Genomic DNA, 12,751 nt, shown 5'->3' with positions numbered 1-12,751 from the left:
CGGTGGCGGCCAGCTCCTCGACGAACTTGGCGTAATAGGCGTTGGTGATCGCCTGCATGTCCTGCTCGCCAGGCCCCGACAGGGTGTAGCTGACCTTGGACTGCGACAGGCCCGAGCCGGTCGAGGCGGCCGAGGAGTTCATCACGAACTCGACCTGGAACGACGCGATGACCACCTGCTTGAGGCCCTTCACCCCGCCCTTTTCGTTCTGCCAGATCAAGCCCGATCCGACCTTGGACAGATCGTCGCCGGCCGCGAACTCGATCGGGTCCTGGGCCGTGGCTGTCTTGGGACCATTGTAGAACAGCGGCTTGCGGTCAGCGGCGTGGGCCGGCGCGACGGCTAGGCCCAGGGCGCCGATCACGGCGGCGAGCACCAGGAGGCGGACGAACTTGGCGGCGTTTGACGACGACATGGTGGTGTGATCCCTATCCGGCGCGACGGGCGCGGTTCGGGCGGGATATCGGCGGTCGCCAGGTTCCCATTGGAAAAATCGGACATCACGTGGCGACGCGAAACCTTCAGCGCAACTTGGCGTGCAGCCCCTGGTAAGCCGCGCCCAGCGCGGCCAGCCGCTCGCGCGCCGCCGGCCCCAGCATTGCGTGTGGCAGGGCGAAGTAGCGCGACGGCGACATGCCCATAAATTGCTTGAAGTCACGGACGAAGTGCGACTGGTCGAAATAGCCTTCGTCGATCAGCGGACCCAGCGGCGTGTCGGGCCGCTCGCGCAGAGTCTGCAGCGTGCGCAGGAAGCGCTGACGACGGATCAGCAGCTTAGGTGTGAAGCCGAACATTCGCAGCGACAGGCGCGTCAAATGGCGCGTCGAGATCTCCAGCGCGCTCGCCATCGCCTCGACGGTGTCCAGCGTCAGCAGCTGTTCATGGGCCTTGACCAGCAGAGGCTCTAGCGCCGGACCGCTGGCGTCCAGTTCTGTGTACAGCGCGTCCAGCAGGTCGGCCTGGGAGCGGTCGTCGGGCGCCTGGCGCAAGGCTATGAGCGTCTCGCTGGCGCGCGAGCCCAGAACGGCGTCCAGCGGCGCGACCTTGTCGGCGAGATCGCTCGCCGCCACGCCCACGAAGCGCGCCCAGCCCAGAGGCAGGAGGCCCACGCCCAGCACCGTCCCGGCGCGACCGCGCACGATCCCGGCCTGGCTGGTCGGACCGAACATGGCGGCGGTCGGGGCCGGGTCGTACTCGACGCCACCGATGCGGGTCGACCAGTTGCCGGCCAGGGTGAAGCGGATATTGGCCCACTCGGGATGCAGCAGGTCCTCGACCTGGCCGCAGGGCTCGGGGACTTCGACCCAGTAGTAGGCGGTGATGAAGCGACGAAGGGGCGCAGCGGGCAATAGGAATCGAACAGAAGGGTACTGCATGCGCCAGAGATGATCCGAGGCCATCCGCTCACACAAGAGGCCCAAGGCCAACAGCACGGGAAACCGCGACCTCGCCGGTCAATAGGCGATCTGAAGGTCGAGTTCCTGTAAGTGTGCCGATGTCTGAAACTGGCGCACTGTCGCATTCGATTGAACCAGGCTCAGCGGAATAGTGGCTAGGCGCCATGAACGCCTTGGATGGTGGCGACCTGGATTACCTTTTCCAGGTCGCCACGTTTCAGAACATCGATCGGCCATTCATTGCCCAAAAGGTCATTCTCGTTGACCAAGAAGTTCAATACCGACCAAGGGCTCCCAAACCCAAGCGCCGCTTGAACATCAGCTAAGCCAAAGACGACATGACCGTCGCCGTGAAACTGCGCAGCGGGAAAATGCCGATGCCCCCCCTGGTGCCCCTCACGGCCAAAAGCGAGCCATCGGCGACGAGGGCATCGATCTCCCGACTGGAATTGCGCGGCCGATCGCCTCCGAGCAAGTGCGGCGGTTAAGAGTCTTGCTTCCCTTCGCAGCAGTCGTGTTCCAGGCCCGAGCGGCGCTAGGACGCGGCAGGTCATCCCGAAGCGGGGTGTAGCCCCTCAACCGAAAGAGTGCTCAGAGCCGAGCCCCCCTTAGGGGCGCTCGGTAGAAGAGAGGCGGTTGACATGCCGTGCGGCGACGACGGGCGATCCGCTGCGTGTCGGAAGCCTCCGCGCATCGCCCGTCTTACGCGTGACCAATTGTGCGGCGATCGGCACCCGGCTGATCTGGCGGCGGGTGACCAATCGGTTGGCGTTATGCAGCCGTGCTGGCGCACCCGCCTTAACTTCACGACCATGCGCTGGAGGATGCGTTCTGGTTAGGGGGCGTGCGGCGTCGCGCGCTCTCTCGCGCGTGGGGTGGGCATGGCGATCTCCGGGTTCTTTTTTTGTTCTCACGCCGGAGCGAGGAAGAGTCAACGGCGTGTGTCCCCAAAAACCGACGACGCGACGTCGCAGCCGCGTCAGGCCCGGTCGGAGAACCGCTCGAAGGCGGTGATGCGCTTGGTCGCCAGATGGACTTCGCCGCGATAGATCTCGGCCTGCAGGAAGGCGAGCTCGGCGTCCTTGTCGGCCTCGTCGATATCGATCCACCAGGCGCGCGGGCTGGGGCCCGGATCACAAGTCAAAGGGCGAATTCTCGGCCCATATCCGCACAGAGGCCTTACGAGCCGTCGTCAGGAGCGCCTGGAACGCCGAGCCGTCGGTGGCGCCAAGGGGCGAGGCCAGGATCTCCAGGGTCGCCAGGCAACCGTGGTGGGCGCGATGGCCGTCGTGGTAGAAGCCGTAGGCGGAGGCGAGGAAAGCGAGCTTGCCGCTCTCATGGCCATGGGCCTTCCAGTCGATCTGGGTGTAGGAGCAGGCCCAGGGCTTCTGCGCGAAAGCCGGACAGAAGGCTTCGGCGAAGCGTCGGTCGAAGCCAGCGTTATGGGCGATGATCAGCGCCGCGCCGTCGATGAAGGCCGCGACCTCGGCAGGATCGACGACGTGGCCCGCGACCATGGCGTCGGTCAGGCCGGTGAGCCTGGTGATCTCCGGCGGGATCGGCCCCGATGGCTGGCGAAGCCGCGAGAAGGGCTCGCCGACCGCCACGATCCGCCCGCCCGCGTCATAGGTGAACGGCACGAGACCAAACTCGATGATCTCGTCCTTGCCGGGATCAAGGCCGGTGGTCTCGAGATCAAGGACGATCCCCTGCCGCGTCTGACTAACGACCTCCCCGGCTACGAGGCGCGGAGCGTCCAGGCGGCGCAACACGCGGTAGCGCCCGCTGGCCTCGAGCGCCGCGGCCATGGCCTCCAGGTCCTGGTCGGGCGGGGTATGGCGATCTGCGAGGGAGCTTAGCTTGTAGACGTCATATAGCGGGGACGGGGATGTGGGCTGGGTGGGGATTCCACGCCTGAAGATTTCGCAAGCCTGAGCTGCCACGGTAGGCCGCCATTGAAGAACTAGTGACCAATTTTGACGTATCGCTGCTGTAGGAAAGCAGCATGACACAGACCATCGATCCCGCCGGTGCCTTCGGCCTCTCTAAGTCGAAGATCACATCCTTCGAGCAATGCCCAAAGAAGCTGTGGCTGTCGACCCACCGCCCCGATCTAGCTGAACGGGCAGATGGCGCCGAGGCCCGTTTTGCGATTGGCAACGCAGTGGGCGAGATTGCCTGCGCGCTCCATCTGGGCGGGGTAAAGGTCGATCCTTCGTCACTGTCCGAAGCGGTCGCACAGACATCCAGGCCCGATTTTCGAGGCGATCTTATTTCGCGCCTTGAGGGGATGGCCGAGGCTACAGTCGATCTCCTGCCGGTCACCCGCGACCACTGGTATCACCGTGACCAGCGCGGCAGCTGGTCGATCAAGGCGGTGTTACCCACCATCGCATCGGAACTCGACTATGGCGCTCTCGAAGTGAAGCACGGGGGCGATGCACAGGCGGCATGGCTCGAGGCCACGGATCCTGCCTGCGATCCGCAGCGGCGCGAGGCGCTGGAAGAGGCCCTCAGGGCCTATTGTGCGAGAGATACATGGGCAATGGTCACCGTCGCACGAGCTTTGGCTGGCGGCTGAGGGAACATTGCACATCCAATATGGCGCTGTTCACAGCGCCTAAAGGTTCAGCACGACCAAGATAGCCATGCCTGCGCTAAAGATGATCGTAAACCAGAGGATTTGCCATCGGGTGCTTTCGCGGATGATGGCGCAAAGCTCCTGATTTTGTTTTTCGAATATCCGATCCAACTCCGTCTTGGGCATATCGTCCTCCGACATCGTCTCACTTAGGTAGTCTGCGCTGACCGATCCCCGCGATCAAGGTCGGCGCGCCGAGGACGCCATCTGTGGGTAGAGCGGATCTGGCCACGCCCCCGGCGTGCTCAGGCGAACACTCCGGGCCTCCTTGACGCCAAGTCGCCAGGGCTGAATGCGCAGAATGTTCAGGCGCCGAAATCCTGGCTCGGCGGGCTCGGGTGGGGCCGGCCGGTTGCCGTAGTAAACCCAGAGCTTGAGGGCCTCCTCCCCTACCCTGCCGAGCTTGAGAGCTGACTCATGCTTCCAACGGCTGTCGATCTCGAAGATGATCGGTTTTTCCAAAAAGCCGTCGTTTTTGGCCGGGTCGTGCGTCCAGACGACATCAAACCGTCCCTGGGCGATGAAGCGTCGGTGGCCAGTACAGACCTCGATTTGGGATTGGTAGCCAAGACCAACGCCCAGTGCATGCAGCCGCGTCTGTAGCATGTAGTGGCGGGCTTCCTTGGTGATGCCTGGCATGAGCGGCGCCGCTAGCGATCGGTCGATGAGATGGACGAGAGGCCAGGGGAGCTGGAAATCGGCGTCGACAGCCGGCCAGTAGTTAATCGGGCCGATACGACGCGAGAGAGATTTTGACATGGCTGGGAGGCCTTTTCAGGTGCGTTTGGATGCACCCCTTCCCCCGCCCTCCCCTTCTTCTTTCAATGGAAGTTGGCGAGGCCTTGTGTCCGATTTTGTCGTATACCTGTGCCACGATCATGCTCGCGATAGGCCGTTCCTCCACCACGCCTAAAAGGAAGTTCAAATGGACCATGAGCTGTATCGGCGAGACGCAACCCGCAATATGGCCCGCTTCTATGGCCTAATGGTTGTTCCCGGCCTTTTTGGCCAGACGGGGCTCTGTCGGACATGGGGCCGCATTGGGGCTCGAGGCGGGCGCTCTATCGTGGAATGGTTCGCAACGCCGGACGCCGCGGAGGCGCGGCTGGAGGATTTGCGTCGCCAGAAACTTCGACGCGGATATCAACCCGCCCCGTCCGCGTGGTGAATCTGACTCATCGCTACGAGACACGGATAGAGGGCCTGTTGGAGCCTCTCCCGCCGATCGTTCTAAAGTCAGATAAGGCTTCTTCAAACTGGGGCACCAACGCTTCCAAGCGGAGGGATGTGATCCCAGGCTGGGCGGCGACGAACGTCCTCTGCGCGTTGATCTACTTGGTGACCAGCTACGGGCTGGTTGATTTATGGTGGCCCCTTGGTTGGCTGGTTCTCATGCTGGCAGTGGTCGTTGAGGGCGTTCGAGCTCATGAGCTTTTGCACCCGCGACCGATTTGGGGTTCGATGCCGCTCTCTCGCCGCGAGCGCAGGATTGGCGCTGTTGTTCTGCTGACGGGGCCGGCCATGGCGCTTGTCGGGTGTGCCGCCGCGAGCGCATGCACCTGAGCTCAACGCCCGATGTCTTTATGCGACCTGATCTTCCCTTCAAAACTTTCGAGATCTCATGACGTTAGAGGGTTAGAGAAGAAAAGTTTAAAAGTTAAGGGCAGCTCTCGAGCGCTAATAGTCCGGAATCCAAGGAAGAATCTATCCACAGCGTTCCTGGAGTATCGCGGCTTCGTTCCTGATGTATCGAGCATGGCGTTCCTGGAGTGTCGTTAGGCTGTTCCCGAGGTGTCGTCTTCCGTTCCTGATGTGTCGAAACCTGGCAAAGTTGGGTCAATCGAACACGCTGGCAAATCGCGATTGAATCACTTTGCCACGTTCCCCTAGAAAAAACGTTCAGCCGCTAGCGGTATGTGCCGTGGATCGCAGCGCCGCTGGCCCTGCGGTCCAGAACCGCACGACATTTCGGGAACGGTTGGTGTGAGGTCGGGCCGCAAAGCGCCCTCCCCGGACGACGCCGGGCCCAAGCTAGCCACGCAGTTGGTATCGGTTTTTCTCGTGGTAGCGGCGCACAAAGCCAATGAAGGCGCTCTGATAACGGTCGGGCTGGCGCTCGTCCTGACCATGGAGCCAGGTTTGAAACTCTCTATGCAGGGCGTGGAAATCCCAGCCTCTGTAGTGCTCACGAAGGTGGGCCAATGTTTCATCGGTCAAGTACCCACGCGGCTCCAGTTCCATGGGTCTGGGCGTGGACGTCGTAAATCCAGCTTTCTTCGGAGCGGCCGCATTCTCCGGCGTCTTGCTCACGGGCTTTGCCTTGTCGGCAGATTTTCGCCGAATGCGTAGTAGGGGCTCCTTGGAGGTTACCGCTGGCTCAAGCGAGAGCTCATAACCCGGGATAGCGTTTTCCCGGACCAGCGCGGTCATTTCAAACTTGAACCGGCGATACTGGCCTTCGGCGCCAGATTTTTCAAAGAGCGTAGGAAGGGCGATCGCGAAGCCCTCCTCCCCTGCCCCGCCAGCATGCTTGCGGGCGACCTTGTAGAGCCAGCGCTCGCGTCCCCCAGTGATTGAGAAGTAAGACCGATCAATCGACAAAACCCCGCCGGCCATCAGGACGCCGTCGTAGAACCAACTCGATAGCGCGATCGAGATCCCGCGCGAGCGATCGGTCTTCTCGTCGACCAATTGGCTCCAGCTATCGAGCCAGGAGAAGGTCGCCTCTCGCCGCTGATCCGCCCGGATGTTGGTCTTGACCGTGGTCGATTGCAGGCGGTCGAGCGCAGCGCCCAGGAGCTCGTACGAGCGGCCCGTTACGGGACGACCGATACTCCGCAGAATGTCATAGGGCATGACCTTCAGGACGCGAGGGATCTCATTGACCCGGCGCTCCTTCAAATCGTTCAGGACGCTGGCGCAGTAGATCAGGATATCGGCGTCCCAGATGGTCGCCATGCCGTAATCAGGATTGGCCGAAACGTGGACCCAGACCTTCCCGTCGGGAGAGGTGTAGTCGATCGGTTTGGTGCGCTTGCTTTTCGAAAGGCTGAAGAAGGGCCTTTCCATCATCTCGCGCTGATCTCGGAGATTCAGATCAGCCAGATAGGGCAGAAACAGGTCGATCTGCTCCACGGCCCCCTTGCTCGTATTGCTAGCCATGATGCTCGACCGTTCCAGACAAGCGCGCCGTCTCTCTTCCCTCGCCGCGAGTTTCCCTGGGGAAACTTCCTTCACCCATGCCCACGCCACCCTGGCGAGCAGCGAACAGAGTTTCCCCGGGGAAACTTTTGAGGCCTAGTCGGCGAGGCCTCGGCCGCGCGACCGCAGAAAAGCCAAGGCTTGCTCCACCAGGCTCAACAGTTCGGCCTCGCTTGCGCCTGACCCCGCGTGGATTCGAAGCGTCGCACCGTTCCTATTGGCGGAAAGCACAGACAAAGCCCGTCGACCATGCACCGAGTCGGCTGCGAACAGCGACTCCTGCTCTTGGCTAGGCGATTGTGCGGCCTTGATGAGGGCGTCTGCGACTTCAGCGGCGCCTAGTGGTGGCTGCCCCGTGTCCAGCCGCGAACGCTGCTCCTGCTTGAGCCGGGCCGCTTCCTTCTGCATCCGCTTCAAGGCGGTTGGGTCAGCTTGCGAGACCGCCTTGATGCGTTGGGCGAGCGGGTAGCAAGTTTTCAGCTGGATATCGCCAAGCCCTGAGAATGCTGAAACGGCCCAATCAGGGATATCCGCGACCGAGAGCATCTTGGAGAGCCAGCCTTTGGATAGGTTGAGGCGTTCAGCCATCCGGATCTGCCGGTCGCCGTAATAGCTCTTCAATGCGTCGCGATAGTTCCTCGCTCGTTCAAAATCCGAGACGTCTTTGCGCGCCCGGTTCTCAAGGTCCGCGAGCCGAAACGCGCTCTCATCATCGAGCGACTGCACCTGGGCCAGAAGCTGTAAATCAGGGTAGCTATTGGCCCGCAGCCAGCTGATGGACCAGTGCCGTCGGGTTCCAGCAATGAGCTCGTAATCATGCTGCGGGTCGTCTGACACGCGCCTTACGACCACCGGCACTTTCTGACCGCCCTCGGCCAGGATAGAGTCGATCAAATCACGACAGGCCGCCTCGTTCAGGCTTTGCTGATGCCGCGCGTTGCCCACCCAGATCCGCACGCGCGCTGGGTCGAGCAGAAGCTGGGTGACCTGTTTAACCTCGCCCGCCGCGATCCGGGCCAAGGCGGACTCTCGCGCGAGCAAGGTCATACCTGGCGCGGTACGTGCAGAGGAGAGGGGAGGGGAGATCGGATCGGGACTGCTCACGGCCGCCGGCTGGGGCGCGGACGTCACCGGCTCCGCCGCGGGCTCCACAGCGGCCGGATCAGGGCCAAGAAGGGAATTCAGGTAGTCGGATTGGCGTTTGGACATCGTGCTTCCTCCAGACGCCTCAGGCGGTCACTGCGGCCAGCGAGGGGGCTGGTTGGACCAAGGGACGACCCCAGCGGCGGCGGACAAGCTGTTCCACCTGCGAAAGCGCTTCATCAAGATTGGAGCGGCAGCGCTTGTGGGTCCTTGGCGTTCCGATCGGCCTTTCCAGTTCATACACCGTCATCATCCGAAGAGCGGCGTGACTGATCTCAGCCGACTCGAGGATGGGGATGGGCAGAAGGGCGGGACCAAAGGCCTGATCCATGACGCGCTGGACCATGTCTTGGCTGGGGTCATTGGCGTTGAACTTGGAGCATATCAGCCGGCAGAAGTCGTACTCGACGGTGATGCCTGCTGCGGTGAGCTGACCGATGACCTGGTCCATCATCGACAGAAACTGAACGGTCGAGCAGAAATCTGGCGTCGTCGCCGCCAAGGGGACCAAGAGCGCATTGGCCGCCTGCATGACGGCAAGCGAAATTGTCCCCAGCGCCGGCGGTGGATCCAGCAGAACCACGTCGTAGTCCTGGGCCAGTTCAAAGAGACCCTCGCGGAGCTTCCGGAACCGTGAGGCCAGAACCCCGCCACCGCCAGTTCCCGCCGCGGCGAGCTCATATTCGATGTCGAACATCTGCAGGTTCGAGGGGATAAGGTCGACGTTTGGCCACACGGTTTTTTTAACCGCATAGGCCAGATCGTCTTGGGTGGGCTCTATCGACAGGTACGGATAGAGGGTCTCCTCCCGCCGTATGGCGAAGTGAGGGTTGAAGCCAAAGAGCGTCGTGGTCGTGGCCTGGCTATCGCAGTCGACCACGAGCACGCGATAGCCAGCGACGGCGAGATAGTGAGCCAGGTGCGTCGTAACCGTCGACTTCCCAACGCCGCCCTTAAAATTCTGAACCGTGATTATGGACGGTGGATCGTTAGGCCCACGTCGCGGTGAGGCGCCCAAGACCTGCCGCATGTTCAAGAGGGCGGGGATATCATAGCCAATCCGGCGACCGCTCTCGGACTCAGGCGGGGAGGGGAGGCGACCATCTTGTTCGGCCATCCGGATTCGATTGGACGAGCATCCCAGTAGCTCGGCGGCCTCAGCGATGCCGATACGAACATCCAAGCTCTTGGTCTGCCCGGGGAGAAACGCTGTTCGACGAAGCCGCTCAACCATTTGCTCGCCGGCGTTGGCCAATTGGCCAATCCGATCCGCTTCGGTCACGATCGAATCCATTTGTCGCCGTCCCCACTGTGAATCGCCAAACCTGGGCTGAGAGAGCAGGTTTGAATGAATTTAGCCAAAAACAAAGATGAAAACTTTCATCCAGGCGTATGGTAAATAAATCCTAAACGAGCAGCCGGCTGTCGGGCCCCACCTCGTCAATGTGTGAGAGCCTCCCGTGGCCAGCACGTCGCGGCGCGCGCCACGGCGTAAGGGGCGTGCAAGCACTTGGGCTAAGTGCCCAGCGCGGGGGAGAGGCCCTATCAAAGAGCGCTCTGTCGTCTATGTGTCCGATATTCACGACCCAATCGGCGGGCGGGCCATGGCTGACGCGACCCTAACTTAGGTCAAGAACGCCGAAACAACTGACCGGTGGGCGGACTGAATTTCGCTTTGGGACGCCCGGCTAACGCCGGCCTCGTTGGCGAAGCGCGTCCAGTCCGCCACGGCGGCGCGGACCTCATCGATGATGGTGTCGATCAGCCTATCGTGCAGACCATGGCGACGTCCGAGGCTGCGGACCTGGTCGCGGGTCGGGTTTTTGCCCTCGCCCTCGATGTCGAGGTAGTGCTCGCCGCCCGGCCCCGTCGAATAGGTCAGGTCATAGGCTGGAGCGAGCCGCCACTCCCCGGCCTCGTCCATCAAATAGCTGTGCTGCCGCGTATGATCATCCCGATTGCTGGAAAGAACATTGAAGACCATGCGCCGGAAGGCCGCGTGCAGGTCGTCAGCGTGGCGGGTGATGGCCAGTGTCGCGCGCAGGAAGAGATCGTAGCTTGCGGGCGTGCGCCAAGGCGCCTCGACCGCGCCGCTCAACGAGACCATGTGCAGGCGCCGACCAGGCTCTGGGCGATCGAAACGGCGGGTGGCGAAATAGCCGGGCCCCGTCTTTGACGGCAGCAGCCGATAGGGGGCCATGGCCAGACCGGCGGCCACGGCCATGGCCGCATAGGCCGCTTCGATGGGACCGATGTCGGGAGGATCGTTGGTCGCGGCGAACTTGACGATCCAGGCCTCGTGGCCGGCGGCGGTCTCGCCTTCTGAGACCGAGACCCGCCCTTCGGCGTCGAACCCGACGTGAACCTTGGGCCGGGCGCCGCCCGAGCCGCCCGCCAGGGTGGCCAAGGTGTCGGCCAGCGCGCCTTCGTGGCCAGTCAGGATCGCGGTCGACTCGGCGGCCAGGGCGTCGAGATCGAGGCTTTCGACCTCCGGCGGCGGCGCGGTCGCCGGGCGGTAGGTGAGGGCGCCGCGGCCGTGGTCGCCGACCAGGGCGAGCCGATCCAGGGCGCTTAGCGTCTCGATAGCGACGCCCAGCTTGCTCAAGCGTCGCCGCATGACGAGGAAGCCCCAGCCTTCAGGCAGGCTGTCAGCGAGAAAACCGTGCAGACCTTCAAACTCCCGGCCGCGCGCGGGATGCAAGCCGGGTTCGGGCGGATAGAGTAGGGCCGAAACGGGGAGAGGCGCGGCGACCAGCTCCGGCGACCATTCCAGCTGCGCCAGGCCGCCGGCCATGGCCAGCCGGCCGACGGGGAGGGGGGGCTGGCCCTCGCCAAAGACCAGGTTGGCGGCCAGCGGGGTCCCGGGCGCAAGCTTCATGGGCGCGGAGCCTTCGCAGGTCGTGACCTGGGCGCCCGCACACGCGCCGGCCGTGTCCCGGCGTCGGCGGCCTGCTGCGCCAGGAGCGCATCGAGGCTGCTGGCCGCAGGGAGGGGAAACAATCCGCTCAGCGCATCTTCGCAGCGCAGGGCGACAGCGGCCTTGACCATGTCCTCCAGCGAGGCTTGACCTTCGTTCTCCAAACGCCGCCAGGTCCGGTAGGCGACGCCGGCCCGTTGAGCGGCCTCCAGCTGGGGCCAGCCCAAGGCGACTCGTCGCGCCTTAATGCGCCCAGCGAGGTCTTGCAGGATTTCGGATGGCGTCTTTAGCACTGTCCATAAATGGACAGTTACCATGCACTTTGCAAGTTAATTGTCCAAACCTGGACTGCCGATAGGTCGCGGGCGAATTATTGCCCCACGCGGAATAGCGATCGCGTCACATGGGTCAAAGCAGCGAAGACGAAGCAGGCGAGAACTCGCGTTCCCTAGGCACGGTCTTCGTCGCCGGGAATTTTAAGGTCGTAGTCGTTTCTGAGCATATCGATGATGCGCACCAGAGCCCGGTGAATACTCAGCTCGTTGGCTCCAAACTTGTAATGACCGGTGATCAGCGCTTCGGGCTCCAGGTCATCAGTTCGGGCCTTGCGCTTCTCTTCCTGGCCATTGCGAATGTAAGTCACGGGATAACGGAACGCGCGGCCCTCGCCCTCCCAAACACCCCAGGCGCTATAGTTCTGAATGTTGGCGTTGTAGCATTCTGACCCGATGATTGACTCCATCCGGACGAGGAGATCACGGATAGGCCCCACCTTCGCGCGTGTGCGCTGGACGTAGCGATAGGCTTCTACCGCTTGCTGGACGTCTTCAAGCTGGGACGCAAACCAGTCGTGTTCGACACGGGCTTTACGCTTCTGCTCTGTGACGAAGCCAACCGGCACATCTTCCGGTGCGAAGGCTGCCAAGGTGTTGAAGGCATCGACCTCTTCCGAGACGAAGCTGACGATGTCCTGCCAGGATTGGTAGTATTCGTGGGCTTCTTTGAGGATCGCCGCTTTTTGCTCAAGCGCCCCTCCGAAATCGAGCTTGGCAAGCTTGCGGTAAGCCGTCGCTTCCGCATCGACCATATATTGTTGCATTTCCGGGCTGTCGGGCCACTCGGCGCTAGCGACACGCCTGATTTCTAGAAATATCTCAGGGGGTATCTTGTCGGCCATTTGCATGCTCAATTTTATATCACGGCGTACCGGTTCGGGCTCAGCAGTGCCGGTCGTTCAAGGATCGATGACACGCAGGCGTATCATCCGGCTGCAGCCACTTCAGCTCGTGCGACAAGGTCAAGCCTGGGCAGATCCAGCAGCCCAGGCGTTGGCAATTCCAAAAGCCTGGAACCTTTGATGGGTACGGCGAGGCCTGCCACATCTGGTTGGGCGCCGTGGTCTTGTCGGTGAACGCCTTGGCGGCCTTCATGACGATGAAGGCCGGGCTGGTG

General features: G+C 62.5%; 15 protein-coding genes. 2 read left to right on the top strand and 13 right to left on the bottom strand.

What is annotated here, in order from left to right:
• From DI526_RS21325 to DI526_RS21315, 4 genes are all read right to left on the bottom strand, one after another.
• The coding region (locus tag DI526_RS21325) for a hypothetical protein (protein ID WP_304282351.1) at positions 1 to 415 on the bottom strand (415 nt) is incomplete at its 3' end.
• Positions 416 to 521: 106 nt separating this feature from the next.
• Positions 522 to 1,349 carry a helix-turn-helix domain-containing protein gene (locus tag DI526_RS21320; RefSeq protein WP_304282348.1) on the bottom strand — a complete coding sequence of 276 codons (828 nt, stop codon included), beginning with the start codon at positions 1,347 to 1,349 and terminating at the stop codon, positions 522 to 524.
• Positions 1,350 to 2,376: 1,027 nt separating this feature from the next.
• A complete protein-coding gene (locus DI526_RS23445) occupies positions 2,377 to 2,541 on the bottom strand; it encodes a hypothetical protein (RefSeq protein ID WP_369692060.1) in 165 nt (54 codons plus the stop codon).
• A complete protein-coding gene (locus DI526_RS21315) occupies positions 2,531 to 3,205 on the bottom strand; it encodes a 3'-5' exonuclease (RefSeq protein ID WP_369692059.1) in 675 nt (224 codons plus the stop codon). The genes DI526_RS23445 and DI526_RS21315 overlap by 11 nt, the downstream gene beginning before the upstream one ends.
• A gap of 197 nt (positions 3,206 to 3,402) precedes the next feature.
• On the opposite strand from DI526_RS21315, the gene DI526_RS21310 reads away from it, so the two are divergent.
• Positions 3,403 to 3,978: a hypothetical protein gene (locus DI526_RS21310; protein ID WP_304282345.1), complete on the top strand. Its 576-nt coding sequence runs from the start codon at positions 3,403 to 3,405 to the stop codon at positions 3,976 to 3,978.
• Between the two features lie 39 nt (positions 3,979 to 4,017).
• Here DI526_RS21310 and DI526_RS21305 read toward each other — a convergent pair whose 3' ends face one another.
• Positions 4,018 to 4,164 carry a hypothetical protein gene (locus DI526_RS21305; protein ID WP_304282343.1) on the bottom strand — a complete coding sequence of 49 codons (147 nt, stop codon included), beginning with the start codon at positions 4,162 to 4,164 and terminating at the stop codon, positions 4,018 to 4,020.
• Between the two features lie 54 nt (positions 4,165 to 4,218).
• A complete protein-coding gene (locus DI526_RS21300) occupies positions 4,219 to 4,797 on the bottom strand; it encodes a hypothetical protein (RefSeq protein WP_304282341.1) in 579 nt (192 codons plus the stop codon).
• Between the two features lie 166 nt (positions 4,798 to 4,963).
• Between DI526_RS21300 and DI526_RS21295 the strand changes: the two genes are divergently transcribed.
• Entirely contained in the window at positions 4,964 to 5,206 is a 243-nt protein-coding gene (locus DI526_RS21295; protein WP_304282338.1) for a WGR domain-containing protein, read from the top strand.
• Positions 5,207 to 6,069: 863 nt separating this feature from the next.
• Here DI526_RS21295 and DI526_RS21290 read toward each other — a convergent pair.
• The 7 genes from DI526_RS21290 to DI526_RS21260 all read right to left on the bottom strand — a co-directional run.
• Entirely contained in the window at positions 6,070 to 7,173 is a 1,104-nt protein-coding gene (locus tag DI526_RS21290; RefSeq protein WP_304282335.1) for a replication initiator protein A, read from the bottom strand.
• A gap of 162 nt (positions 7,174 to 7,335) precedes the next feature.
• Positions 7,336 to 8,448 carry a ParB/RepB/Spo0J family partition protein gene (locus DI526_RS21285; protein WP_304282332.1) on the bottom strand — a complete coding sequence of 371 codons (1,113 nt, stop codon included), beginning with the start codon at positions 8,446 to 8,448 and terminating at the stop codon, positions 7,336 to 7,338.
• A gap of 19 nt (positions 8,449 to 8,467) precedes the next feature.
• The gene (locus tag DI526_RS21280) at positions 8,468 to 9,676 is read right to left on the bottom strand and encodes an AAA family ATPase (RefSeq protein WP_066680313.1); all 1,209 of its coding nucleotides are present in this window, start codon (positions 9,674 to 9,676) and stop codon (positions 8,468 to 8,470) included.
• A 330-nt stretch (positions 9,677 to 10,006) separates the two neighbouring features.
• On the bottom strand, positions 10,007 to 11,260 hold the full coding sequence (locus DI526_RS21275) for a type II toxin-antitoxin system HipA family toxin (RefSeq protein WP_066680316.1): 1,254 nt from the start codon (positions 11,258 to 11,260) through the stop codon (positions 10,007 to 10,009).
• A complete protein-coding gene (locus tag DI526_RS21270) occupies positions 11,257 to 11,616 on the bottom strand; it encodes a helix-turn-helix domain-containing protein (protein WP_231732264.1) in 360 nt (119 codons plus the stop codon). Before DI526_RS21270 ends, DI526_RS21275 begins: the two co-directional genes overlap by 4 nt.
• Positions 11,617 to 11,747: 131 nt before the next feature.
• The gene (locus tag DI526_RS21265; protein WP_304282325.1) at positions 11,748 to 12,476 is read right to left on the bottom strand and encodes a hypothetical protein; all 729 of its coding nucleotides are present in this window, start codon (positions 12,474 to 12,476) and stop codon (positions 11,748 to 11,750) included.
• A 40-nt stretch (positions 12,477 to 12,516) separates the two neighbouring features.
• On the bottom strand, positions 12,517 to 12,751 hold a 235-nt coding region (locus DI526_RS21260; RefSeq protein ID WP_304282353.1), incomplete at its 5' end, for a hypothetical protein.

Origin of the sequence: Caulobacter segnis, assembly GCF_003243465.1 — a bacterium.
GTDB lineage: Bacteria > Pseudomonadota > Alphaproteobacteria > Caulobacterales > Caulobacteraceae > Caulobacter > Caulobacter segnis_A.
This window is presented reverse-complemented; position numbering and strand designations above follow the sequence as displayed.